Genomic DNA, 25,922 nt, shown 5'->3' on the forward strand with positions numbered 1-25,922 from the left:
TACAAAGAATCTCCGATAAATGATCAGCTGATTAAGATATCATACTTTTGCAGCAGACCTGCCAGACCCGATTGCGAGAATTTAGCTTTTTTAATCCGGTTGTTATCGGGATCGATTGAAAAATTATAAGCTGTCCTGAAATCAGCTTTTTCTAACATCGTTCTGTCGAAAGTAGCATGGAGTAAATCGCAGTTGTCGAAAGTTGAACCAGACAGGTCTGTTTCTGAAAAATCAACTTCGTGTAGTTGCGAATTTTTAAAGGTTGTCTTTTTTAATTTGAGTTTGTAGAAAGAACAATGATCCAGTTTTGAATTGCTAAAGTTGAATGCTAAACCAAAATCATTACAATTTTCGAACCTTAGCCCCAGCATTTTGCAATCACTAAAGTTTACCTCGTTAAATGTTGTTTTGGTAATATTAGCCAGACTCAGGTTGCAATGGGTAAATTGACAATCGAGAAATTTAACACCGCTTAAATCTGAACCGGAAAAATCGCAATTGATAAATTTACAGTTTTCATATTCTGCTTTTGGTAAGGCACGTAAGGTAAAATCGGCTTTTTCGAAGGTTTGGTCGGCTGTGTATTCAGACATGGAGGATATTTTTCTTATCAGCGAAGATAAAAAATTAAGGTTTGGACTAACTGCTGTAATTGAAATTTTATAGATAAAACCTCGCAGGTTTCGAAAACCTGTGAGGTTTAAGCACAAAAAAAATCCCCCAAATTAATTGGAGGATTCTATATTTAATGAAACTCTGCGCTATTTGCAGAATGACAATTTATTTCGTTGCGTACATTACTTCTTTTACCGCTTTAACTACGCGCTCAGCATTTGGTAAGCTTGCTGCAATTAAAGTTGGAGAGTATGGAAGGGGAACATCGGCACAAGTGATACGTAAAACTGGTGCATCTAAATAATCGAATGCGTTTCTTTGTACGTTGAAAGCAATTTCTGAAGAAATTGAAGCCAATGGCCATGCTTCTTCAACTACAACTAAACGATTTGTTTTCTTAACAGATTCGATGATTGTTGCATAATCGATAGGGCGAACAGTACGTAAATCGATTACTTCTACATTAATTCCCTCTTTGGTTAATTCTTCAACAGCAGGGTTAACCACGCGGGTTAACATTTTACCAAAAGTTACGATTGTTACATCGGTACCTTGCTTGGTTACGTTGGCTTTTCCTATTTCGATATAGTATTCTTCAGCAGGAACGTCGCCTTTATCACCGTACATTACTTCCGATTCCATGAAGATAACCGGATCCGGATCAATGATAGACTGTTTTAATAAACCTTTTGCATCGTAAGGTGTAGCCGGAACTACCACTTTTAAACCTGGTGTGTTAGCATACCAGTTCTCGAAGTTTTGAGAGTGTTGTGCACCTAACTGGCCTGCGTTACCTGTTGGGCCGCGGAAAACCATAGGGCATGAAAACTGACCACCGCTCATTGATAAGATTTTAGCTGCTCCGTTGATAATCTGATCGATTGCAACTAAAGAGAAGTTAAATGTCATGAACTCTACAATTGGAATAAGGCCAGCAGTAGCTGCACCAGTTGCAATACCAGCGAAACCTAATTCGGCAATCGGTGTATCGATAATACGTTTAGCACCAAACTCATCAAGCATGCCTTGACTTACTTTGTATGCACCGTTATATTCTGCTACTTCTTCACCTAATAAAAAAACGCGGTCATCTTTACGCATTTCTTCGCTCATGGCTTCGCGAAGTGCTTCTCTAAATTGGATTTCTCTCATTGTAAATTTTAATAACGGTGGCAAATATAATTATTAATCGCTTTGAAACCAAAGGCAATAATCTGTGTGTTTTGTAATAATTGTACTTGATTACGAGGTTTTTTACATGCGATTTTTGCTAATTGCAGATAAGGGAAATATTATTGTGCTTTTGCGCCAATAAAAGAATCGATTGCTTGCTGGTTTGCTTGTTTTCCGAAATATTTTTTTTGAAAAAATGTATCCCAAAATGAGAAAAGCTGGTTTTTAGTGGTTTGGATTTAATAAACCATAAATTTCGCTGTCTAAAAACTGGCCCCTGAAATAATAATCCTGCCTGAAAAGGGCCTCTTTTACAAAACCATGTTTAAGCAGTATTTGCCTGGAAGCGTCGTTTTCAACATTGATGTTAGCCTTGATGGTATGCAGATTCATATCCTGAAAACCAAAATCAATTGTTTTTTTCAATGCTTCTGAAATGATACCCTTGCGCCAGTAGTCGGGGTGAAGCATGTAGCCGATCTCGGCCCTGTGGTTGGCAAAATCAGTGCGCCAATAGCCAATGGACCCAATCATATTTTCCGGATCTTCTTTTCTGGCAATTACCCAGGCTAAATTGTCGCCATTTTCGAAACCTTCGTTAAAGGTGGTAATGAATGTTTTGATTTCTAACAGGTCTTTTGGTCTTTCCCTATCAATATACTTCATCACCGTTTCATTGGTACGCATGGCGAATAAATTATTGGCATCTGCTAGCTGATGCTCGCGGAGGATTAATCTTTCGGTTTCCAATACAGGGAATTTGGTGAAGTTTAAGGTTAGCATCAGGGATCTTTTTGTAATACAAATTTATATTTATCCTCAAATTCTTTTACCTCATCGGCAAATGATTTTTTTGAATGATGAGCTTCCTGGTTTTTAATATAATTGATAACCGAATTTAATTTTGATTCGCTTACTGAAGCTGCATAGTATTCGCCTTGCCACATAAATGGGATTTCAGTTAATTTATTTTGGTTAATCCAAAAGGACGATTCTCCTTTAATTAACTGAGCAACGTTTGAAATAGACTGATCCTTTCCTAATGAAATTAAGCAGTGTAAATGATCGGTAAATCCATTTATCGATTGAAGAAAAATGGATTTGTTTTTACAGTTATCCATAATGTGCTTATGGACTTTGTAACGGATATTCTTGGTTAAATAGGGATGTCGGTTTTTAGTTGAGAACACCAGGTGTACCCAAATTCTTACATACGACATAATTTAATATTTTAGACTATACTAAACCAATATACGTTTTTTTGGCTAAAGCCATATGGAAATATTATAATGTTTCAGTCAGCTGAAGCTGACTGCGATGAATTTTAGATGAGCTAAATGACTGATAATGAAGCCGAATTTTATCTTTATTGTTTTCCATCAGCTTTAGCTGATGGAAAGAAAAGAAGAATTACTAGTCAAGAATTATCCACTTTTTAGCATATCTAGTTCATCGCTGTTGGCTTCAGCCAACAGCCAATAAAAAAGCACTATTTGCTTTAGCCGAATTATTTTCCAAACAACGTTTTGTAAATAGAGTATTTGTAGTTATCCTCTACCGTGCTGGCCACAAAATAAGGCGCTTCAAAAAGTTCAGTCAGTTTTTTTCTAAGCTCAGCTAAGAATTCTGGTTTTATTTCTTCCAGGTATTCGCCAGAAAGGGTTTGTCTGCCTGATTTAAACCAAACGCCATCTACAGCCATGGTTTTAACTACATAAAGATTTGGCTCTACCCTGGTTTTGCCCGAAAATTGCTCGTATGCGTATGTGTAAAGCAGGGTTTGCACCAGCGCTTTATTGATGTTTTTACCATCCGAATTGAAAAGTTCGGGAACATCTTTAAAAGTGAGTTTGTCACTTCCGGTTTTGTAATCTACGATTCTGGTTATACCATCTTTTACATCCACACGGTCTATAAAACCGAAAATTTTAACACTCGCTTCTCTGTTGTTTAAAGGAAAATTGATTTCAGCCTCGACCTTTTGTTCCAAGCTGATGGTGTTAAAGGGCGCCTGGTTTTCGTCCTGATTTAAAATGATGTTTACATAGGCCTCAACTATAGACAGAATCACCTTCTGCATGCCTTTGTATTCCATAGCCTTATCCGGATGGTTAAACATAACCGCGTTAAAGGCTTTTTGGGTTAAAGCAGGAATTTGCTTTCTTTTTTCCTTGATCTTGTCGGTAGTTATTTCTGCTTTTCTCAAATCTTCGTAGAAATATTCCATCACCTTGTGCAAAATTGAACCAATTTCGTTGGCTTCAACCACTGCGCTAACTTCTTTCGGCTCTTTAATGCCCGCAATGTAGTTGAAAAAGAAATCGATCGGATTGGAAATATATTGCGTTAACGCCGAAGGTGAAAGTACTTTTTGTTTGTCGAGGTATTTTTGCAGCGTTTGCTGGATAAAGACATTATTGGTTTTTTCGATTTTTACTTCCCTAAAAGCTTCTGTTTTTACTTCTAAATTAAGTTCATGGTAGGCAAAACTGAAACTGCTTTCGTACTCCAGCTGTTTTAAAATCCGGCTAACTTCACCTGATGTAGATTCGTCGGTGAGGCTATTGTAAACAAAGTTGATCTGCTTTGCGCGTTGCATTAAGCGGTAAACCATGTAAGATGAAATGGCATCGAGGTTTTCGAGTACCGGAAGGCCGTATACCCGTCGGATGCTATCTGGAATAAAACTGTTGCCAATAGATGATTTGGGGATAATACCTTCGTTAAAGCCTAAAATGACCACTTTATCAAAATTCAGGTTCCTTGTTTCTAATAAACCCATTAGTTGTATGCCGTTCAAAGGATCGCCTGAAAGTGGAACAGCTATTGTTTGCAACGATTTTTGCACCAAATAAATGACAAAGGTTATATCTTCTTCGCCGATATGTTTGCCAAAGGTATCGTGCAGTCGGTTAAGTTCCTGAATGGTTTTAACAAAAAGCTCAGCGTCGATTTTTTTAAGTGTTTTGGCATTCGACAGGCGGGTTAAAATAAAATCGAGCACCGAAAGCAGATAAGGTACTACACTTTTGGGACTGTCGATTTTTTTATAAAAAACTTCAAACAAACCACTTTGCCTCAGTAAACGTTCGTGCTGAATTTCGACTTCATTTTCGGTTAACAATGCTGTGAGGATTTTATCCCGCATTTTCTGGCTTAAACCCGTGAGTGGATGTGTTAAAAAGGCTTCAACATTTTTATAACTCACTTTACCGTTGTGTATAATTTCCAGCTGACTGGCAAACCACAAATCGGCCAAACCGAATATGCTGGAGGTAGCCAGGGCAAAACCCATGGTTACGTTTAATTCGATTGTTTTTTGGTTGTAGCTGGTAGGGATAGTTTGCAGGGCAGGTAGTAGCAGGCTTTCATCGGCCAGAACCACAACGGTAGAGCCAATTTCTTTTTGATCTGAATAATCATCAGCCAGGATATTGTTTAAAATTTTGGCCTGTGCCGATTGTCCCTGAACTTTAAAAACATTAACCTGATGTGATTCTGTTTTCATCAGGCTGGTGTTGTGTTCAAACTCATTCTTTAATCCCAATAAATTGAGGTTTTTGCGTAAAAATAAGCCTGCTTCCTGTAAAGGATCGTTTAAATAATATTCGTCTGCATCGAAATAAAAAAGCGCTTTGCCTGCTTCCTGTAATTGTGTAAATATTTTAGCTTCGGCCCGGGTAAGCGCATTAAAACCTACCAGAATAATCTTCCCTTTTTCAAAATCTACAGGTAAATTTTCTTGTTGTCCAATTTCTTCAGCCAAGTGTCGGTATACATAACCATTGGTTAAGTAATCCTGAGTTTTAAGGGTGGCGTGAAACTTATGGTAAAGTTTGGGCATTCTGCGCCACATTTTAATAAAAAGCTCCTGCTGTTTTTTATGTTTCCCTTCTGAGTAGGAAGTCCAGAATTGCGCTAGAAATTCATATTGTTCGGGACTTAAATAATCGAAATCTTTATTAATTACTGAAATATCTTCCAGGTCGCGGTAGAGTTTTTCTGCATCAACCAAGTCGTTATCTATCTGGGTAAAATCGCTTAAAATAATTTTGGCCAGCGGGAAAAATTTATGACTTGATATAGGCTCCAGTTGTTCTTCAGCTAAAAGTTGATTGTAAATTTTATGCAGGGTAAAAAACTGCAGGTAAAAATCGGCAATTTTATAGTTGGTAGCAGCAGCAAAAAACTCTTGTATGGTATAAAATGAAGGACTAAAAAAGGGTTTTTGAATAACATTGGCCAGGTATTTCTGCATATAAGCAGCGGGGCGCTTGTTGTTAAAAACGATAGCGCAATGCTGGAGGTTAGTACCAAACCGCTCAATTAAATCTTCGACAACTTCTTGTAAAAATGGCTTAATCATTTAAACTAACTTTAATTTGCCGGTAACGGCGTAAAACAAATAGGCCGAAACCTGACTGTGCCCCATATCCAAAAGCAGTTTTTTATAATTTTCTACCTGCTCCAGGTGTTTATCGGTTTCGGTAAGTGTAAACTTATAATCCAGAATAATTACTTCATCTTTATTGAACAAAATGCGATCGGGACGGTGAAGTTTACCTTTTGCATCAATAATATTTTTCTCGGTGATGCTGCCAGTGGCTTTGCTTAAAACCGCCTTTAGATCGGTATTTTCGAGTACCTCGAGCGCCTTAGTCAGCAGGTTTGGCTTTTCATCCTCCTGTATAATCCCGTCTAAAATCAAACTGGTAATATAATCTTCAACTTCTTTTTGGGTACTGGCATTGGCTAATATATCGTGGAGGAGCGAACCTTTTCTACCTGATTTTTCGATATTAACCAGATGCCGTAGGTGTTTATCTTCTGATGGAATATATAATTCTGATAAGCGTGTAGTGGTAGGATAACTTTGCAGATCAATAAAGTTTGCTTCATCCTTTTTGCTTTCAGCTGAAACAAAATCTACAATTTCATACACCCCATTTTCATCAAACTCGTTCTCGAAAGTGAGGTTGATGACATCGCCCATATTGGATAGCTTAAATTCTTTTTTGGCCATTGTGGCGATATAGAGGTAATCTTTTGAACGCGTAGTAGCCACATAGAGCATATTTAGCGCATCCATGTTGTTGTAAAGCAATTCCTCGTAATAGGCTTTGGCAATGGCCGAATCGGCAAGCGCCTCGTTGTATTTGAGTGGAATGCCACGCAGTTCTTTGTAAACGGTTTCATCAGATGAAACCCAAAAAGTGCCGTTTGCCTTGCCTTTGATTTCCCAATTGCAGAAAGGTACAAAAACAGCTCTAAAAGCAAGTCCTTTCGATTTGTGTATGGTAATGATCTGGATGGCATCAGCACCTTCTGGCGAGGGTAAAGACTTTTTAACTCCATCTTCTTCCCACCAGGTTAAGAAAGCAATAATTCCTTTTTCGCCCAGTTTGCCGGCAGACGCGGTCAAATCCCTAAAAGCGAGTAAATAGGGGAGATTAGCCGCCAGATTTTTTAAATCGTAACTTTCAATCAGGATCTCTACAAGTTCTGGTAAGGGCAATTGTAACCAGCTTTGCCAGTTTTCGCAAAGTGCAGCAGGTAAAACATCGTTAAGGCTGTTTAATGGTCGGTTACTGAGGTTAAGGTAATGATTAGCATTTACCTCTTTTTCTTGTATAGCATGATAAAGCGCAATGCAGTTGGCTTTGTATAAAGCTGTTTGCGATTCTAAGCCAATGAGTACTTTAAGGGTGTTGATAATAAGTTGTATGGCTGTGTTATTGGAAATCAATAAAGCATCGCCAGATAAAACAGGCAATTTATGCTCCATTAATTTTCTAACGGTGAGCATGGCTTCACTGTTTGAACGAACCAAAATAGCAATGTCTTTTAGTGCATAGTTATGCTCACGAAGTGTTTTTATTTCATTAATGATATCATCAAGGGCAATATCCCTGAAAGTAGTTTCGGTAAAACGCGCCTCGTTGGGGGCATGCTCTTTACCAAATTTTTTAATCTTTATGGTGCCTCCTTTTGGCGTATTGGGCGCGAAGTTCTGTGTCGAACTACCATAAATGTCGGTAATAATGTGGGTATAGTGTTCTGCGTCCCACCACGAAGAAATGCTATCAGGTTTGGTGAGCAGGTTTTGGTTTAATTCATTTTGCAGTGCAAGTGGGATAGACCTGTAAAGAAAATTATTAAAAGTGATGATGTTCTCCGTACTCCGGTAATTTTCGGCCAAACTATCTTCCATTACATTTTCGATGCCTACATCGCGCCTGGCGTGTTGGTGCAGGATATTCCAATCGCCATTACGCCAGCGGTAGATCGATTGTTTGGTGTCGCCTACAATCAAGTGGTCAATCAGCGTTTCGCTTGGCGTGGCCATGGCATTGGTGAGCAGTGATTTAAAACTTCCCCACTGACTGGTTGAGGTATCCTGAAATTCATCGAATAGGAAGTTGCGGTACCGATTACCCACTTTTTCCCAGATAAATGAGGGATTATCGCCGGCATCTTCGGTAATTCCTGAAATTAATTTCTGTGCATCGCTGATGAGCAGGTTATCATTTTCTGCACGGTATTCTTTTAAAAGGATGGCGATTTCCTGCATCAGCCTTAAATAATACAGGTTCTTGTTGAATGCAATGGCCAGGCTATAGTTGGGTAAATGCTGCTGGTAATGATCTTTAAGCTTTTTAAGCAGCGGATTTACAATTTCGTAGGCATCAGGGAAGCTGGTGTTTTTCTGAAACCACTCCTCTGGTTCATCAATGAGGTTAAAGAGTGGCTCAATTTTAGAAAAATCGCCACGTGCAATTAGTATGACTTTAGCGAGTGCGCTGCGCGATTTCCCTTTAAGGTGTTCATTTTCAACACCAGTTACGCCCAGGGCTTCATGTGCATCGGTAGCAATGCGGATAATTTCTTCCTCAAAATTTTTGATTTCGGTTTTAGTGATGCTGATGTATTTTTTGAAAAGTTCGTCCAGATTTTCTAAACCCAGCGCAGTTACGGCATCTTCAAAAATCTGGAAACGTTCAGAAAATATCTCACCAATCAGGTTGTAAAGCTCAAATTTATAATTCCAGCTTTTATTATCGCTGATCCGCTCAATGGCCAGATCGATTATCCACTGTAAGAGTTGTTTGTTATGGTCTAAAGCCTCATCCAGTTTAGTTACCAGGTCATCTTTAACTTTATCATAATTCATCTCTAAATTATAATCGGCATTGAGGCCCAGCTCGAAAGCGAAACCACGGATTACTTTTTGCACAAAACCATCAATCGTACTGACAGAGAAACGGCTGTAATCGTGCAGGATTTTACGGTAAATTTTATCTGCTTTGAATTGAAGTTCCTGGCCGCTGATTTGCGGATAGGCCTGCAATATGAGTTGCCGGTAATCGTCTATTTTTTTTACCGGATTACCCTTTGCCAGGCCTAACAATACTTCCAGGATCCGGGTTTTCATTTCCTCGGTAGCCTTGTTGGTAAAGGTAACTGCTAAAATTTCCCGGTATTTATTTTCTCCTGAAAACAGGAGCGTAAGGTAATGCGCTGTTAAACTGAATGTTTTACCAGAACCTGCAGAAGCTTGAAGAATTTTGAGTGGTTTGGGCATAACTTTTATCAATTCCCCTCCGGTGGAGGGGTGCCCGCAGGGCGGGGTGGTTTAGTGCTATTATTAATTGTGTTTAATTTTTTTTGCTGATAATTAAGGTTATATTCCATATTCTTTAATGAGATATTCTTCCAGCCCCATAATTACAAACTCCATTTTTTTCATTATATCACTAACGGATATCCGATATACTTTTAATCCCAGCGATATTAAATAATCTTCACGGCGTTTATCATAAACCTGTTTATTGTCGTGGCTTGAACCATCAATTTCAATGATTAAGCTAAGTTGTTTGATGTAAAAATCAACAATGTAAGGGCCTATTACACGTTGCCGGTCGAAATCTATCTTATGAAAACGTTTTTTTGTTACCTGCATCCAGAAGAGTACCTCCGGCAAGTTTCGGGCTTGTCTTAATGCTTTTGCTCTGTCTTTTAACCGGGATTCACACGGTAGAGCTTTAGTTGGGCTTGTTGCTAAACTTATGCCGTTAATGATTAATTTTCCAGTTACAATACCAGACACCCCGTCCTGCGGACACCCCTCTGAAAGAGGGGAATTTAGCATGCCAGAACCGACAGGTGTGTTAGTTTTTTGTTGCATAACGGGCTTAAATACAAAAGCATATTTATTATACCCTAACTTACAACAATTTAAAATCTTCCCGAAATCATGATTTCAACAATGCTATTCTCTTAAGCTTTTTTCTTTTTCTTCAGTGGCTTACGCCTGATCCTTTCGGGCCTTTCTGACATTTCAATTTTTAAGCCCAGTAAATCGCGGATTACTACTGATGCGCAGGCGCCCCCAAATGCTGCAGGAAGGTAAGAAATGGTGCCATAGGCCGAACGCTTAAAGTTGCTGCCATCGGTCATAATCATGGAGTTTTTATCCACTTCCTCTGTTGAGAAAACAGCCTTAATTTTTGCCGCATTTTCAAGTTTGTTTAGCCGCTTGCGTACATAGCTGGCAAAAACGCATTGGTAGGTTTCTGGAAGTAAAGTAATTCTAAGTTTAGTCGGATCTAATTTGCCACCCGCACCCATTGAACTTACAATCGGGATATTTTTCTGCAGTGCTGTAGATAGCAAGGTAATTTTAGGCATTACACTATCAATGCAGTCCATAATGTAATCGAATTTACCTTCTAAAATCTCCCGGCATTTTTCGGGGGTAAGGAAAGTATCGACTACATGAAGCTTGAGCTCGGGATTAATCGCCTGTAAACGCTCGCGCATAATTTCTGCCTTGCCCACACCATGATTGGTAGCCAAAGCTGGTAGTTGTCTGTTCCTGTTGGTGGGATCTACCACATCACCATCAACAATAGTCATTTCGCCAATTCCCGAACGGCAAATAAATTCTGCAGCAAAAGAGCCTACACCTCCTAAACCGATTACCAAAACGTGTTTAGCTTGTAGTTTTTCTATTCCATCATTACCTACAAGAAGGGCGGAGCGTGAAAGCCAGGTTACATCAGACATTATAACTTTTCCATTTTACCAAAGAGAAACCGATTTATATGGAATTGATATTTTTCCGTGGTTTCAGTGTCTCCGTGGCTATTTTACAATAAATTCAATTTTTTCCAGTTGGCAAAAATACAAGCTTTAAGTTCATCAACCGTACATTTTTTTAAATTGGCTGCGGCCTCATAAATTTCTTGAATAGAAATGGCTGAATCGTCGGTTTCGAGAAAGAAGTTGTCGATTTCCTGGATTAGCTTGGCTGCACCTGAATCCTTTTTTAATATGGCCGTACCAAAGGAGAGCAGAAAGCCTTTACTTAGTAGTTGTTTACCTAAGGCTTCATTTTTGTTAAAACCATGGATAATCATCGGAACTTTCACCTGAAGCTGATCTTTTAGCGCAATGAGCTCGGAAAAGCATTTTACGCAGTGCAATATCAATGGCTTATTCAATCGTTCGGCAAGCTTAATTTGTTCAGTTAAAATAAGCAGCTGGTTATTTACATTTTCTCCTCTGAGTTTATCCAGGCCACACTCACCAATTAATTTCACGTTAGTTTGTTTGCCTACTACTTCCAGGTAACGCATTTGCAGTTCGAGGGTTTCGAGCCTGGCGAACCAGGGATGTAGTCCCACAGAAATTGGCTTTTTTTTAGGCATAGCCAGAAATATATCGCTGGTTAACGATAAACTCTGGATGCTAATGGCACCCTGCTGCTCTGCTGTTTTGTGGGTATGTAGATCTAAAAAATCCATTGAAGGACAAAGATAAAGAAATAGGGAAAATGTTGGTATGGAGGTGTTAAGATGGAAAAACTGCTCGAGAGATTAAACTATTTTTCTGGCAACCGGCCCATCTTATGGACTATGGACTATCTAATGTTTCCGTTCTGTAAAGAATTTGCGAATAATCTATTACATTAGTAGGCTTTCTTATTTTTACTTTATTATTCTAAAAAATCATGAAAAAGATAATCATTCTACTGGTGGCTGTGTTTGTGTCAACAGCGGCTTTTAGTCAGGCGAAAAAAGAAGGGGTTCATATTTATAATCCTCAGGCCAATGCTAAAGCAGATATTGCAGCAGCGGTTGCAAAGGCAGCAAAAGAAAATAAGCATGTTTTATTACAGGTTGGTGGTAACTGGTGCACCTGGTGCATTGCTTTTCACAACTTGGTTGATAGTACTGCTACATTGAAAAAATACATCAACGATAACTTCGAAACCGTACTGGTTAATTACAGCCCCGAAAATAAAAACGAAAGTGTTTTAGCCAGTTTAGGCTACCCGCAACGTTTCGGTTTTCCGGTATTTTTAGTTTTGGATGGAAAAGGAAAGGTATTGCACATTGAAAACTCTTCGTACCTGGAGACAGAAGAAGTAGGCACGAATGGCAAAAAGAAAGTTGGTCACGATGTAAAAAAGATAACCGCTTTTTTAAAGGGATGGACGACTACAGCAGTTAATCCTGAGACGTATAAACCAAAAGCAAAGTAGTTTTACAGAGCTTTAGCATAAAAAACGGCAGATCAAATTGCTAAATTTGATCTGCCGTTTTTTTTAATCATCTAAATCATCGTCGTTATCTTCAAAATCATCCAAATCGAGTTCATATGATGGTCTTGAAGCTTCATCGGCTTGTTCCAGCATATCTTTATCATACTCAATGCTGGTATCGTCGCCATTAATTTCGTTGATATTTTCTACCTCATCCTCCCGGCGCAGTGCATCGTTAGGATCGTTGGAATAGTTGTCGTTTTCCGGATCTATCATAACATTAAGATTTATAATTAGATAATCACTTTTAGCCGGAAATTGTTTTGGAAAAAGCAGAAAGACTAAAGACCAAAGCAGAAAGGCCAAAGATTAAAGTTCAAATGCAACCTGTGGCTATATGAAAAATCTCGAATGATTCATCATCCGAGATTTTAACTGTAATGCTTTTATCGTTAAAAGAGAGAGATTCTGGCCTGCGCCAGAATGACGGAACGATTATTCGTGCCTTGGTGGTTAATACTAATTTATTTAAAGACCTTCTCCAAATTTATAATTAGGAGCCACACTTACCGGCAGTTTACCCGTTGGTACCAATCTGTTATTAATTACGGCTTTGTGGTTAATACTAATTTATTTAAAGACCTTCTCCAAATTTATAATTAGGAGCCACACTTACCGGCAGTTTACCCGTTGGTACCAATCTGTTATTAATTACGGCTGCGGCCGAAACCTGCATGTAATCTTCTTTTTGATAAGCTATAACAAGTCCTTTGCTATTTTCCAGTCCTGGTAAACCTGCCAGGTTGTATGGATTAGCAAATAGCGCAAAAACAGCATTTTTTCCTGATAATTCTTTAATGAAATTCTTTACGCCGGCATTTAGCGGCATGTTATTGGCCGGACGTGAGCGGCTATCATGAATACCAACAATAACCTGATCAAACGCACCGATTTCGCGGGCAATGTTCGAGATTTGAGTTGGATTGGCATCTTTATCCAGAACATAATAAACCGAGTTATAGTAGCCTTTAGCAATTTCTTTCTGGAAAGTGGTAACTGAAGGTACACCAATACTGATGATAGCAGTTCTTCTAATGGGTATTAACCGTTTGATGTAATCTTTACCTTTTAATAACGTAACTGATGCATTGGCAAGTTCCTGTACCAATGCATTGCTGGCATTCCGGTTAACGGCAGCAACTATCCCTTGTGTTACCACGGTATCCTTTTTGGCTAAACCTGCCCAGTATTTTGCGGTTAATATCTTGCGTACGCTTGCATCGATATCTTTCATGCTTATACGGTCTTGTCTAACCGCTTTACGTACCAGTTTAATGGCCCTATCGCTATTTTCAGAAAGCTCGAGGATATCGTTCCCCGCAATAATTCCCATTAAATCGGCTTCGCCGTTTTTAAAATATTTAACCACACCTTTCATGTCCATTGCATCAGAAATGATCAGACCTTTAAATCCAAGTTTTTGCTTTAAAATGCCGGTAACAATAGGTTTAGAAAGGGTAGAAGGCAAATTCGGTGTGTTATCAAGTGATGGAATATTCATGTGGGCAATCATCACACCCGACGCGCCCTGTTTAATCAGTTCTTTAAAAGGGTACATTTCTAAAGTATCTAACCGGGTAGCCGAAAAGGTTAGTTGTGGCAAATCGTAGTGCGAATCTACATCGGTATCGCCATGGCCCGGAAAGTGCTTTAAAGTGGTTAGTAAACCGCCATCTTGCATGCCTTTCATATAGGCGGCAACTTTGGTTGCTACATTGTATTTATTTTCGCCAAAAGAACGGTAGTTAATTACCGGATTTTTGGGATTGTTGTTAATGTCCGCGTCAGGAGCCAAATTCATCTGCATGCCCATGCGTTTGTAATCTTTGGCCACCTCTAAGCCCATTTTATACAAAAGATCCTTGTTTTGGATAGCGCCAAGAGTCATCTGGTAAGGATAAGAAATAGTACTGTCTAAGCGCATACCTAAACCCCATTCGCCATCATTAGCTACAATTAAGGGCACATGGCTTAATTTCTGATAGGCATTGGTGGCAATGGCCTGCCGGCCCGGACCGCCCTGAAAAAAGATTACCCCGCCCAACTGTTCGCGTTTAATCACCTGGCCAACCGAATCGGTATATTTTTGCCCGAGGTTAGTGTGCGCGCGTACAAAGAACATCTGTGCAATGCGCTCCCGGCGGTTTAGTTTATTGAAAACCGAATCGACCCATTTAGGCTGATTGGCTAACATTTCTAAATAAGATTTTTGTTGTGCACTGCCAGAAAACGCAGCGCCACAGAGGGCAATGAGTATAAAAAGATTTTTTTTCACTTGTTTTGTTGTATCAGGTCAGCTAAATTAATAAACCAAAGCCGTATTAAACAAAAACTAATCCAAGTAATCGATTTAATACAGTAGGTTTTAAAAAAGGCATTGGGTGCTTAAGATTTATACATTCCCTTACCTTCAATAAAATCGATTACCTTATCGGGTAGGAAAAACTGAACATTCTTTCGTGCTTTAATTGCCTTGCGGATAAAGGTTGAAGAAATTTCCATTAAAGGTGTTTGGGTAAAAGTGATTGCCGGATGGTTTTCCCACTCTTTAACGTTTGCTCCAGGCCTCGGGTACACATAAATCTGATAGTTTTTTAACAGTACCTCGTAGTTTTTCCACTTTTTAAAAGAAACGAGGTTATCAGCTCCCATAATCAGTACAAATTCTTTTTCAGGATATTTTTCCTGCAGGTAAGCTAAGGTATCAACGGTATATGAGGGCTGTGGGAGGGCAAATTCAATATCGCTAACGCGGATGTGTTCGGCATTTTCGGTTGCCAGTTTGGCCATCTCCAAACGGTCGTACATATTGGTTAAACCATTTTTATCCTTTAGCGGGTTATGCGGTGAAACCACCAGCCAAACCTCAACCAGTTCGGTATGGTTAGCCATGTAGTTGGCGATAATTAAATGACCGGTGTGGATGGGGTTGTAGGAACCGAAGAAGAGACCAGTTTTCATGTTTCAGTATTTGTGTCCGTCATTGCGAGGCTGGATTGAGCGAGCCGAAGCAATCTAATTTGCAAAAAGATTGCTTCACCCTTGTGCTCTTTTCCCGTCGCTGCAGTTCGCAATGATGGAATTTATTTCTTCAAGAAATTCCCTACCAATTGCTCGGCTTCTGCACAGGCTGTTGCCAGATCATAATTCTTTAAAATCACATCAAACTTATTGGCATACAGCAATTCTTTTTCGGCTTTAACAAAGCGCTCCTGTAATTTTTCAGGGCTATCCGTTCCGCGGCCGCTTAAACGCTCTTTTAATACCTCTAACGATGGTGGCTGAACAAAAATGGCCAGTGCGTCTTCTTCGTATTTTCTTTTTAAACGGATACCTCCTTCAACATCAATGTCGAAAATAACATGTTTACCTTCGTTCCAGATCCGTTCGATCTCCGAGCGTAAAGTGCCATAAAAAGTGCCGTTGTAAACTTCTTCAAACTCTACAAATTCCTGGTGGGCTACTTTATGTAAAAACTCTTCCTTACTGATAAAATAATAGTCGTTCTCGTGTTTTTCAGTTCCCCTTAACTCGCGCGTAGTTGCAGAAATAGAAAAGCTCAGCTCAGGAAATTTCTTTAATAAATGATGTACAATAGTTGTTTTACCTGCTCCTGATGGTGCCGAAAATATAATTAATTTGCCTTGCATTTTTAATAGTTTTGCGATTGGCGTCTGGCGTTAAGCGCTTATCGCTTTCCGCCCAACGTTACAACACATTCAGTAATTGTTCTTTTATCTTTTCTAATTCTTCTTTCATTCCCACCACAAACTGTTGCATTTGGGCATCGTTAGCCTTAGCACCCATGGTGTTAATCTCTCTTCCTATTTCCTGCGAGATAAAGCCCATTTTTTTACCGTTTGCTTCCTTGCTGGTTAACGTTTGTAAAAAGTAGTCGCAATGACTTTTTAAACGTGTTTTTTCTTCCGTGATGTCAATCTTATCAATGTAGTAGATCAACTCTTGTTCAAAACGGTTCTGGTCGATGTTAACCTTACCCACCGCATCCTCTAAAAACTGGTTAAATTTATCGCGGATAGCGGTAATTCTTTTGGGCTCCAGTTCTTCAACAGATTTAAAGTACGACAGGATATTTTTAATGCGCAATTCTAAATCGGCCTTTAAAACGGCACCTTCATCTTCCCTGAACTGGTTAAAATTGGCCAGGGCCTCAGTAAAAATCTTGTAAAGGTGGTTCCACTCGTCTTCGCTAACACTTTCTTCCTTATAGCTAATTACATCAGGGAAAGTTAAGGCTGTTTGCAGCAAATTGCTGCTATCGGCACCTAACTCGTTGTTAACGGCAACCAGTTGCTGGTAATAGTGGCTCAATAAAGCAGTATTAATGGTAGCTCCTGTAACTTCGCCATTGCTGCGTTCTACATTGATGCTTAAACTTACTTTTCCTCTTTCAATATCTTTGCTGCATACATTGCGCAAGATCAATTCTTTATCGGAGAAAGATTTAGGATATTTTAAATTGAGCTCCAGGAATTTGCTGTTGAGCGATTTGATTTCGACACTATACTTCGCATTTGCATAATCGGCTGTTGCTAAGCCGTATCCTGTCATGGATTTTATCATGCGCAAAGATAGGGTTTTAAGCTGAAAGCAGAAATAATAATGGCCGGGGCCTTAGAATTGTGGATAGTTGCAAATAAAATATGACACTGCTGATATTTTGAAAACCAACGTTCAGTTTTTCATCGCTTAAGCAGTCCCGCTTTACGCTTTACTTCGTTACACTCCGTGCCCGCTTCAATCGGGTTTAATTTTCAAGGCCTTAGCCTTTGGCCAAACCTGTTTCCTACAAAGTGCAGAACGTTGGCTCTTAAACCTGATGGGAGTGACATCCCCGTCCCGATAGCTATCGGGATATTCGGGATAAAACGGACAGCAGGACTGCTTTGGCCAAAAGTACCGAAGTGTTCATTTTCTAATAAAATGAGCCTATTTTTCCAATAGTTTTAAAATCGCTTCAAATGTTTTTTGCTTCAGCTTTTCTAAATCTTCTGCTGCCAAACCCTTTACTTCGATGGCTTCGCCAAATACCGTTTTAATAATGCCCGGATTTAACAAAAGCGGATCGGTGCGCGGTAAATGTGCTCTGCTGTTGCGTATGGCAAAAGGTAAAATGGGTGTTTGGGTTTCTATGGCCAGGCGGAAAGCACCATCGTAAAAAGGAGCCAATGGCTGGTCTGTTTTATTCATTGTTCCTTCAGGGAAAATTAAAATCGATTGCCCCTCTGCCAGGTCTTTGCGTAATTCAGCTACCGAATGATCGCGGCTTTCGCGGCTGCTGCGGTCAATCATCACCACCAAACGTTTATAAATCCAGCCAAAAACCGGTATTTTAAGCATTTCTATTTTCCCCAGCGGACTAAAAGCCTGCGGAATGCCAAGCACAATGGCAACGGCATCTAAAAACGAACTGTGGTTACCAACATAAATGTAAGCCCTTTCGGTGTCAATTGGAGTGGCCCGGGTGGTAAACCACAGGAAGGTTAATAAACTAAAGCCCCAGGCCCAGAATTTCAAAAACCAGAACGAAATCTTGCGACCGGTTTTCTCGTTAAAAATGCCCATGCTGAGGATAATGAAGGGGCACACCATAACCATGAGTATAAAAAATACAATTGCTGCGTACAATAAATAAAATCCGCCCAGTAGCTTTCTCATGTTATTAACGTTTTGTTAACAGTTTGAACGTGTAACAAATGTTAATTTTACGAAAAATATCTTAGAGATATGAAAGCATTTTTATTTGCTTTGGGATGTAACAATTAAAGCAGGAAACAAACAACAAAACCAATCTGCTGTTAAATTAGTGCATCGCCAGGAAAGTCTAAATCAATTAACTCATTTAACGCCATGAAGTCTTTAAAATTTATTGTCTTACTGATTGGCTTAATACCAGGTTTTAATGGTATGGCCCAAAACTTTATGCTTAAGGGTGTGGTGATTGAAAAAGGTTCGAATGTGCGGGTTGCCCTGGCCGAGATTACCAACCTGAACAATAAGATGGGGGCAACCAGCAACGAGATTGGCCTGTTTCAGCTCAATGCCAGGGTAGGAGATACCTTATTGGTTAAAAAAAGGAATTTAACCGATCAAAAACTGGTAGTTAAAACAGACGATGATTTGGTAGTTTACCTGGTAAGAGGTAGTACTATGCTGGAAGAAGTAACGGTTAAAGGGCAGACTAAAAAGCAGGAAATGGAAGATATTAAGCGCGATTTTAAGAATAGCGGCTCTTTTTATGCGGGTAAACCACCATTAATTTTATTAAATCCCTTTGGTGGCAGCCCGTTAACATTTTTTTACGAGTTATTTGGGAAAACTCCAACCAGGGCGCGTAAATTTAACCGATATTATAAAAAAGAGCTGAGCTTAATTGAGATCGATAAATTTTTTAATAAAAGCCTGGTAACCAGTTATACCACATTAAGGGGAAAGGAACTGGATAAGTTTTTGCTTGATTATTATCCCAGCAGCAGTATGGCCAGCAACTGGAACAATTACGATGCGGTTAAATACATCAAAGAGTCGGCTAAACAATATACCGATACTTTGAAACGTACCAATTAAATACAACATGAAGAATTTTAAATTTATCATCATACTCATTCTTTTAACCACGATAGGCTTATTAGCCAAAGCGCAGGATTTTATTGTGAAAGGTGTGGTGATCGAAAAGGGGTCGAATATCCGGATTGCGCTATCAGAAATTACCAATTTGCGTACCGGTATTGGTGTAGGGAGTAATGATATTGGGATGTTTCAGCTTAAAGCTAAAGTTGGCGATACCCTTTTGGTAATAAAACGGAATCTGATCGACCAAAGGGTGGTGGTAAAAAGCCAGCAAGATATTATTGTTTATCTGGTACGGGCAAGTACCACACTTGATGATGTAACCGTTTATGGTAATACCAAACAGCAAGATTTAGCCGAAATTAAAAGGGAATATAAGAATAAAGGAGTATACAACGGTGGTAAAACTACCTTATTATCGGCTATATTCAGTCCGCTAAATGCCCTGTACAATTTATTTGGTAGCGACCCCAAGAACGCACGCAGGTTTGGCCGTTATGCAGATAATGAGATTAAACAATCGCAGATTGATGTATATTTTAACCAGAGTATCATTAAAAACAATACAGAATTAAGAGGCGATACCTTAGAGAAATATATGCTCAACTGCCGCCCTGAATTTGATAAAGCCCAATACTGGAATAGCTACGATTACATTAAATATATTAAAGAATCTTCAAAGAAATTTACTGATACGCTCGGGAAAGGGAAGTAGTAGGTGGGAGTCGTTAGTCTGGAGTCTTAAATCGGGAGCCGGTTGTGAGCATAGGGCATAGGGCAAATGTTCTGTTAACCATTGTGCCGTTTGCAGTTACTCATGACCAGTTTAAGCAATTAACCGATTAACCATTGTACAGTTTGCGGTTTGCAGTTACTCATAACCAGTTTAAGCAATTAACCGATTAACCATTATAGTTTACAGTTGGCGGTTTGCAGTTACTAATGAGGCCAGATGAATAAAGTTCGGAGTTGAGAGTCCAGTTAACCAATTAAACATTTAACCGATTAACCATTGTTCAGTTTACAGTTAGCGGTTTGCAGTTACTAATGGGACCAGATGAATAATTTTGGAGTTGGGTGTTTGGAGTCGGTTAATACAATCCAAAAGATTGCTTCAGCTCGCAAAGTCTGGCTTCGCAATGACGATATTCGTTTGGCGTCAGTTAACCCTAATACAGTTTGCAATAGGCAGTTATCAATGAACTAATGACCAGTGAACTGATGAACTTCTAAATGCTAAGTGCCTCGCAAGCCTTTTCTGCAGCTAGTTTTTCGGCGTTTTTCTTGTTATAGTCTCTTCCAGTACCATATTTTTCGCCTTCAACAATGGCGCTGATGGTAAACAATTTGGCACTTTCGCCTTCACCATTCTGTACCAGTTCAAACATCACGTCTTTGCCGTGGCGCTGGCACCATTCAATCAGCTTGCTTTTGAAATTGGTTTCTGTTTGCTCGAGGGTATGGATATCGATGTGGGGCTTTACAATGCGGCGAAGCAAAAACTCTTTGGTAAAGTTATAGCCTTTATCCATGTAAATGGCCCCAACAATGGCTTCAAAAGCATCGCCGAGCATCGAATTGTGCTTGGTTTGAATGCTTACCGAGCGCTGATCGAATTGAATAAGCTTATCAAAACCAATTTTTTTGGCCAATTGGTTCAGGTTAGCCCGGTTTACAATTTTAGAACGCATTTCGGTTAAGAAACCTTCTTCTTTGTACGGATAATGTTTAAAAAGTAATTCTGCTATTACCGATCCTAAAACAGCATCGCCTAAAAACTCCAGACGTTCATTGCTGCTTCTGCTGCCATTTTTTAAAACCTTAGCCACAGAGCGGTGCCTGAACGCCATTTTATATAGCGTAACATTCCCTGGAATAAAGCCTAAAATATTTCTCAGCTTTTTAACAAACTCCTTTTCGGGAGAAAGATAAAGTTTATATAATTTTAATATCGGCATTAAATAAATAACACAATTAACGGCTAATCAGCATATTTAACTAAGTTATCTATTTTTAATTAGCATACAAAATTATATGGCAGCTGCGCTAAATTAATCTTCGTATTTCTTGAAAATCACAGAAGCGTTATGACCACCAAAGCCGAATGTATTACTTAAAGCCGCTCTAACGGTACGTTTTTGCGCTTTGTTAAAAGTAAAATTCAATTTAGGGTCAAATGCAGGATCATCTGTAAAGTGATTAATTGTTGGAGGAACAATATCATTTTTAACAGCAAGAATAGCGGCAATTGCTTCAACAGCTCCGGCAGCTCCTAAAAGGTGGCCAGTCATTGATTTGGTCGAGCTGATGTTTAAACGGTAAGCATCTTCGCCAAATAATGTACCAATGGCTTTGGTTTCGCTAATATCACCAAGCGGTGTAGAAGTACCATGAACATTGATATAGTCTATATCGGCAGGTGTTAAGCCGGCATCTTTTAGTGCATTTGTCATTACCATTCTGGCACCTAAACCTTCAGGATGTGGTGCAGTGATGTGATTAGCATCAGCACTCATTCCACCGCCTACAAGTTCTGCATAAATTTTTGCACCCCTTGCTTTAGCGTGTTCAAGTTCTTCTAAAATAATGGTTCCTGCACCTTCGCCAGCTACGAAGCCATCGCGGTCTTTATCAAAAGGACGTGATGCGGTTGCCGGATCTTCGTTACGGGTTGATAATGCATGCATGGCGTTAAAACCACCCATACCTGCTTCGTTAATGATTGCTTCAGAACCTCCACTGATAATTACATCGGCCATACCCAGGCGGATATAGTTAAATGCATCAATCATGGCGTTGGTAGAAGAAGCACATGCCGAAACAGTTGCAAAATTCGGTCCACGTAAACCGTATTTGATAGAGATATGCCCTGGAGCAATATCAATAATCATTTTAGGAATAAAAAATGGATTGTATCTAGGCGTACCATCACCTTTGGCAAAATTTGAAATTTCATCCAAAAATGTTTTCAATCCACCTATGCCCGCACCCCAGATAACGCCGATTCGGTTGGTATCTAATTTTTCGAAATCGAAACCTCCATCCTTCACAGCCTCATCTGTAGCCACAAGGGCATATTGTACAAACGGATCTAGCTTGCGGGCCTCTTTTTTCTCCAAAAAGTCTTCTGGATTGAAATTTTTAACCTCACATGCGAATTTAGTCTTGAACTTTTCAGTGTCAAAACCCTTAATAGGAGCAGCGCCACTCACCCCGTTAGTCAATCCTTCCCAAAAATCAGGAACATTATTGCCTATAGGAGTGAGCGCACCCAACCCTGTTACTACTACTCTTTTTAATTCCATTTATACTGAAAAAGCGTAATTCTATTTAACGTTTTTTTCCAAATAAGCGATTGCTTGACCAACAGTACCGATGGTTTCAGCCTGATCATCAGGAATAGCTACATTGAATTCTTTTTCAAATTCCATAATCAACTCTACGGTATCTAAAGAATCTGCACCTAAATCGTTGGTGAATGAAGCCTCTGGCGTAACTTCGCTTTCGTCAACACCTAGTTTTTCTACGATAATAGCCTTAACTCTTGAAGCAATATCAGACATAATTTTATAATTTAATGGTTAAATAATTCTGTGCAAAGAAAAATAAATTCTTACAATTTTCAAATGTTTTTATTTCGATACGTAATTTTGGTACCTCAATAACACAGCGAATATAGAATTAGTTTTTTAATTTCGTTCTGTAAATTAATTATTTCGCTTTGAATAGAACATACCTAAAACTTACCTTAGACCTTGATTTTATACTAATTGCGATTACTGCACCCCTAAAAGACTATGTGCTTTGCCACAAAATTAATACCCGTTTAAACACACAATTTGAAAAGATAGAAGACCACGAAATTTTTTTTAATATTGACGAACCGGCCTGGTGTTTCTCTAAATATTACTTTTTTGTAGAGCAAGGCGAGGTAGAATATTATCTGATCAGCAACAGAAGTAGCGATGGTTTTTTAATTCCGGAGATGAACAAGGTCGATTTCTTCATCATTATTAAAGAATTTATAGATAAGGAAGATTTGGATTATCTGTTAAATGGATTAAATAAACTGCCTGATATACAGGTGGCTGCAAAGATAGATCCGACTAAGTTAAAGAGTAAGGAGAATTTGGTAATATAAAAATTATATACTTGGTGTATAAAATACACTATATTTGACGGTTACAAACAAAGAACAAAGAAACAAAATATATAAAATTTAATGCGGTTTGTCTATTTTAGATAAACAATTGCGTTTTCTAAAACCGCATCCTAAAATCAATTAATTAAATGAAACCTTTTCATTCGAGAACCAAAATTGTAGCCACACTAGGGCCTGCATCGGCAAAACCAGATGTATTATATAGTATGTTTAACGCAGGTTTAGATGTTTGCCGTCTAAACTTTTCGCACGGATCGCAGGCCGATCATCAGGCGGTTTTGGATACCATCCGCGATTTAAACAAAAAATACGATTATAATGTAGGTATCCTTGCCGATTTACAGGGGCCTAAAATCCGTATTGGCTTGGTAAAAGAAGGTGGTATTAACCTCATCAACGGTAAAACAACCGTAATTACCACCAACGAATGTATTGGTAATGAAGAAAGAATTTATATCACTTACCAAAACTTCCCTCAGGATGTACAGGCTGGCGAGATTATCCTTTTGGATGATGGAAAGCTTCAAATGAAAGTTTTATCTACCAACCTGAAAGATGAAGTTGTATGCGAGATTGTTCACGGTGGTATTTTAACTTCAAGAAAAGGCGTAAACCTGCCAAATACTAAAGTTTCTATTCCTTCTTTAACACCAGAAGACCGTGAGAACCTTGATTTTGTATTGGATAACGATGTAGAGTGGGTTGGTTTATCTTTTGTGCGTAAAGCTGAAGATATTATCGAATTGAAAAAAATAATTGCCGAGCGTGGTAAATCTGCGCGTGTAATTGCCAAAATTGAAAAACCTGAAGCAATCGCAAATATCGATGAGATTATTGCAGCAACTGATGGTATTATGGTTGCCCGTGGCGATTTGGGTGTTGAGTGTCCGATGGAAGAAGTGCCATTATTACAGAAAATGATTGTTGCCAAATGTAGAGCAGCTTCTAAACCTGTAATTGTTGCTACACAGATGTTAGAGAGTATGATTACTACGCCTCGCCCTACACGTGCTGAGGTGAATGACGTTGCCAACTCTGTGTTAGATGGTGCCGATGCGGTAATGTTAAGTGGTGAAACATCTGTAGGTGAGTTTCCATTGATCGTTATTGAAACGATGCAAAAAATTATCCAGAACATTGAAGAGAACAATTATCCTTTCAATCCTGATAAATTTTTAAAACCGAAATCAGAGTCTTTCTTAAGTGATGCAATTTGCGATTCGGCTTGTTTCTTAGCTAAACAAACCAATGCAGTAGGTATTGTTTCGATGACTTTAAGCGGTTATACTGCTTTCGAAATTTCGAGCCACCGCCCTGAAGCATTAACCTTTATTTTTACCAGCAACCGTGCTTTATTAAATGCGGTAAGCTTACTTTGGGGTGTAAGAGGTTTCTACTACGATAAGTGGGAAAGTACCGATAACACTATCATTGAGGTGAACGAATTCTTAAAAAGCAAAAAACTGGTTAAACAAGGAGATATTATTATCAATACTGCAGCTATTCCAATCGAAGCTAAAGGTAAAACCAATATGTTAAAAATCACTGTTATAGACTAATAGCGATTAATCTATTTAGAAATGCTCCCGATTTATTCCGGGAGCATTTTTTTTACCAATAAAAAATATATTTTTGCAGCCTTACCGGAGAGGTGTCTGAGTGGTCGAAAGAGCAAGCCTGGAAAGTTTGTATACTGGCAACGGTATCGAGGGTTCGAATCCCTCTCTCTCCGCGAAATATTAAAAGCGCTGATTTTCAGCGCTTTTTTTATTGTGATTGTCAAGGGGAATCTAACATTACTCTCTTGCCCGGTTATTGTAAAAAAGCATCTAAATACTCAAATATTATTTTGGTCTGTTTCATCAGGCTCACATGTGTTTGATTGGGAACAATGGCCAGGTGCGATTTGGGCATTGGTTGCATATCTGCTGCAACGCCACCTCCCAACAATTTATATGTTTTTGCCAGTTCAATTTTATCCATACCATCATTGTCGCCTGATATGATTAACACGGGAGCAGTGATTTTCGCAATATTTTCATCGCCCAAATTAAATGGCTCGCCAGCTGAGGCAATCATTTGCTCCACAAACTTTGTCCACTTTGTTTTATCTGGTGCTACAGCATTGTAGGCCACTTGCATAGGCGAATTTGCTAAAAATTCTGGTTTCATTATTTTAAATACATTGCTTACTTCAGGCACCCAGCCTTCAGTTTTGTAGGCAGCAGAAATGATAACTAATTTTCTCAACCGTTTAGGACTTTGTATTGCAAACTGATAGGCAATCTGGCCACCAAAACTGTATCCAGCTACATCAGCACTGTCAATTTTTAGGTAATTCATCACTTGCTCCACGTCGCTGGCTAAAGTTGCCCTTGATAACTTCCGATCTGAATAGGGCGTGTGCCCATGTCCTTGCAATTCTAAGGCTATTACCTTTCTTGTTTTTGCCAGTTCAGGTATCAATTGTGCCCAATTCATTTCGATGGTATAATAAGCACCATGCAGTAAAACAATTGGTTTACCCTCGCCGTATACTTCGTAATAAACTTTGGTGCCATTAGCAGTTGCATAGCCGCTGCTGGTGGGTTTAATTTGTTGCGCATTGGATTTAGCTGCAGCCATAATAATTGCAATTAGGAGGAATAATTTAATAAGATTTCCTGGTTTTAGTCTGTTTTTCATAAAAGTTGCAGGTTTAGTTTGATTGTTAATGATAATATAAAGTTCAGCAACATTTGATGATTATAGGTGGTGCAAAAAGGACAATTTAGG

24 protein-coding genes and 1 tRNA gene are annotated in these 25,922 nt (G+C 39.0%); 6 read left to right on the forward strand and 19 right to left on the reverse strand.

Annotation, left to right across the window (positions count from 1 at the left end; all coding sequences use genetic code 11):
* Positions 1-23: 23 nt before the first annotated feature.
* The 9 genes from BLR37_RS04230 to BLR37_RS04270 all read right to left on the reverse strand — a co-directional run bounded on the left by BLR37_RS04230 (position 24) and on the right by BLR37_RS04270 (position 11,594).
* The gene (locus BLR37_RS04230) at positions 24-593 is read right to left on the reverse strand and encodes a pentapeptide repeat-containing protein (protein WP_090765039.1); all 570 of its coding nucleotides are present in this window, start codon (positions 591-593) and stop codon (positions 24-26) included.
* 187 nt (positions 594-780) lie between these two features.
* Positions 781-1,767: a pyruvate dehydrogenase complex E1 component subunit beta gene (locus BLR37_RS04235; protein ID WP_090765042.1), complete on the reverse strand. Its 987-nt coding sequence runs from the start codon at positions 1,765-1,767 to the stop codon at positions 781-783.
* A gap of 246 nt (positions 1,768-2,013) precedes the next feature.
* Positions 2,014-2,571, reverse strand: coding sequence for a GNAT family N-acetyltransferase (locus BLR37_RS04240; RefSeq protein WP_090765045.1), 558 nt, complete (start codon positions 2,569-2,571; stop codon positions 2,014-2,016).
* A complete protein-coding gene (gene tnpA / locus BLR37_RS04245) occupies positions 2,571-3,008 on the reverse strand; it encodes an IS200/IS605 family transposase (RefSeq protein ID WP_090765048.1) in 438 nt (145 codons plus the stop codon). Before tnpA ends, BLR37_RS04240 begins: the two co-directional genes overlap by 1 nt.
* Before the next feature lie 287 nt (positions 3,009-3,295).
* Positions 3,296-6,154: a PD-(D/E)XK nuclease family protein gene (locus BLR37_RS04250; protein ID WP_244154591.1), complete on the reverse strand. Its 2,859-nt coding sequence runs from the start codon at positions 6,152-6,154 to the stop codon at positions 3,296-3,298.
* Positions 6,155-9,370, reverse strand: coding sequence for a UvrD-helicase domain-containing protein (locus BLR37_RS04255; RefSeq protein ID WP_208599594.1), 3,216 nt, complete (start codon positions 9,368-9,370; stop codon positions 6,155-6,157). It lies immediately after the preceding gene.
* Positions 9,371-9,469: 99 nt separating this feature from the next.
* Positions 9,470-9,973 (reverse strand): endonuclease domain-containing protein, encoded by a 504-nt coding sequence (locus BLR37_RS04260; RefSeq protein WP_208599595.1) that lies wholly within the window; start codon positions 9,971-9,973, stop codon positions 9,470-9,472.
* Positions 9,974-10,065: 92 nt separating this feature from the next.
* Positions 10,066-10,854, reverse strand: coding sequence for a tRNA threonylcarbamoyladenosine dehydratase (locus BLR37_RS04265; RefSeq protein WP_090765053.1), 789 nt, complete (start codon positions 10,852-10,854; stop codon positions 10,066-10,068).
* An 83-nt stretch (positions 10,855-10,937) separates the two neighbouring features.
* The gene (locus BLR37_RS04270) at positions 10,938-11,594 is read right to left on the reverse strand and encodes a TatD family hydrolase (protein WP_090765056.1); all 657 of its coding nucleotides are present in this window, start codon (positions 11,592-11,594) and stop codon (positions 10,938-10,940) included.
* Between the two features lie 206 nt (positions 11,595-11,800).
* Here BLR37_RS04270 and BLR37_RS04275 point away from each other — a divergent pair, with 206 nt between their 5' ends.
* Positions 11,801-12,334 (forward strand): thioredoxin family protein, encoded by a 534-nt coding sequence (locus BLR37_RS04275; RefSeq protein ID WP_090765059.1) that lies wholly within the window; start codon positions 11,801-11,803, stop codon positions 12,332-12,334.
* 63 nt (positions 12,335-12,397) lie between these two features.
* Here the strand turns inward: BLR37_RS04275 and BLR37_RS04280 are convergent, their stop codons facing one another.
* The 6 genes from BLR37_RS04280 to BLR37_RS04310 form a co-directional block, all read right to left on the reverse strand.
* Entirely contained in the window at positions 12,398-12,610 is a 213-nt protein-coding gene (locus BLR37_RS04280) for a hypothetical protein (protein ID WP_090765063.1), read from the reverse strand.
* A 358-nt stretch (positions 12,611-12,968) separates the two neighbouring features.
* On the reverse strand, positions 12,969-14,669 hold the full coding sequence (locus tag BLR37_RS04285; protein WP_090765066.1) for a glycoside hydrolase family 3 protein: 1,701 nt from the start codon (positions 14,667-14,669) through the stop codon (positions 12,969-12,971).
* Between the two features lie 110 nt (positions 14,670-14,779).
* Positions 14,780-15,355 (reverse strand): nicotinate (nicotinamide) nucleotide adenylyltransferase, encoded by a 576-nt coding sequence (gene nadD / locus BLR37_RS04290; RefSeq protein ID WP_090765069.1) that lies wholly within the window; start codon positions 15,353-15,355, stop codon positions 14,780-14,782.
* Between the two features lie 122 nt (positions 15,356-15,477).
* Entirely contained in the window at positions 15,478-16,044 is a 567-nt protein-coding gene (gmk, locus tag BLR37_RS04295) for a guanylate kinase (RefSeq protein WP_090765072.1), read from the reverse strand.
* 58 nt (positions 16,045-16,102) lie between these two features.
* Entirely contained in the window at positions 16,103-16,966 is an 864-nt protein-coding gene (locus BLR37_RS04300; RefSeq protein ID WP_039481089.1) for a YicC/YloC family endoribonuclease, read from the reverse strand.
* A gap of 378 nt (positions 16,967-17,344) precedes the next feature.
* A complete protein-coding gene (locus BLR37_RS04310; protein WP_090765078.1) occupies positions 17,345-18,073 on the reverse strand; it encodes a lysophospholipid acyltransferase family protein in 729 nt (242 codons plus the stop codon).
* A 192-nt stretch (positions 18,074-18,265) separates the two neighbouring features.
* On the opposite strand from BLR37_RS04310, the gene BLR37_RS04315 reads away from it, so the two are divergent.
* Both BLR37_RS04315 and BLR37_RS04320 read left to right on the forward strand, forming a co-directional pair.
* Positions 18,266-18,982 carry a hypothetical protein gene (locus BLR37_RS04315; protein WP_090765081.1) on the forward strand — a complete coding sequence of 239 codons (717 nt, stop codon included), beginning with the start codon at positions 18,266-18,268 and terminating at the stop codon, positions 18,980-18,982.
* Between the two features lie 7 nt (positions 18,983-18,989).
* Positions 18,990-19,700 carry a hypothetical protein gene (locus tag BLR37_RS04320; protein ID WP_090765087.1) on the forward strand — a complete coding sequence of 237 codons (711 nt, stop codon included), beginning with the start codon at positions 18,990-18,992 and terminating at the stop codon, positions 19,698-19,700.
* Positions 19,701-20,214: 514 nt separating this feature from the next.
* Here BLR37_RS04320 and rnc read toward each other — a convergent pair.
* The 3 genes from rnc to BLR37_RS04335 form a co-directional block, all read right to left on the reverse strand.
* Positions 20,215-20,943: a ribonuclease III gene (rnc, locus tag BLR37_RS04325; RefSeq protein WP_052266397.1), complete on the reverse strand. Its 729-nt coding sequence runs from the start codon at positions 20,941-20,943 to the stop codon at positions 20,215-20,217.
* A gap of 93 nt (positions 20,944-21,036) precedes the next feature.
* The gene (gene fabF, locus BLR37_RS04330; RefSeq protein ID WP_090765090.1) at positions 21,037-22,290 is read right to left on the reverse strand and encodes a beta-ketoacyl-ACP synthase II; all 1,254 of its coding nucleotides are present in this window, start codon (positions 22,288-22,290) and stop codon (positions 21,037-21,039) included.
* A 21-nt stretch (positions 22,291-22,311) separates the two neighbouring features.
* Positions 22,312-22,548, reverse strand: coding sequence for an acyl carrier protein (locus BLR37_RS04335; RefSeq protein ID WP_008508386.1), 237 nt, complete (start codon positions 22,546-22,548; stop codon positions 22,312-22,314).
* Between the two features lie 158 nt (positions 22,549-22,706).
* Between BLR37_RS04335 and BLR37_RS04340 the strand changes: the two genes are divergently transcribed.
* The 3 genes from BLR37_RS04340 to BLR37_RS04350 all read left to right on the forward strand — a co-directional run bounded on the left by BLR37_RS04340 (position 22,707) and on the right by BLR37_RS04350 (position 24,879).
* Complete coding sequence (locus BLR37_RS04340; RefSeq protein ID WP_090765092.1) at positions 22,707-23,126, forward strand: IPExxxVDY family protein; 420 nt, start codon at positions 22,707-22,709, stop codon at positions 23,124-23,126.
* A gap of 149 nt (positions 23,127-23,275) precedes the next feature.
* On the forward strand, positions 23,276-24,706 hold the full coding sequence (pyk, locus tag BLR37_RS04345) for a pyruvate kinase (RefSeq protein WP_039481053.1): 1,431 nt from the start codon (positions 23,276-23,278) through the stop codon (positions 24,704-24,706).
* Between the two features lie 86 nt (positions 24,707-24,792).
* A tRNA-Ser gene (locus BLR37_RS04350) sits at positions 24,793-24,879 on the forward strand.
* 80 nt (positions 24,880-24,959) lie between these two features.
* Here BLR37_RS04350 and BLR37_RS04355 read toward each other — a convergent pair.
* Entirely contained in the window at positions 24,960-25,832 is an 873-nt protein-coding gene (locus BLR37_RS04355; RefSeq protein WP_090765095.1) for an alpha/beta fold hydrolase, read from the reverse strand.
* Positions 25,833-25,922: the final 90 nt, after the last annotated feature.

It is taken from the genome of Pedobacter soli, assembly GCF_900101435.1.
Lineage (GTDB): Bacteria > Bacteroidota > Bacteroidia > Sphingobacteriales > Sphingobacteriaceae > Pedobacter > Pedobacter soli.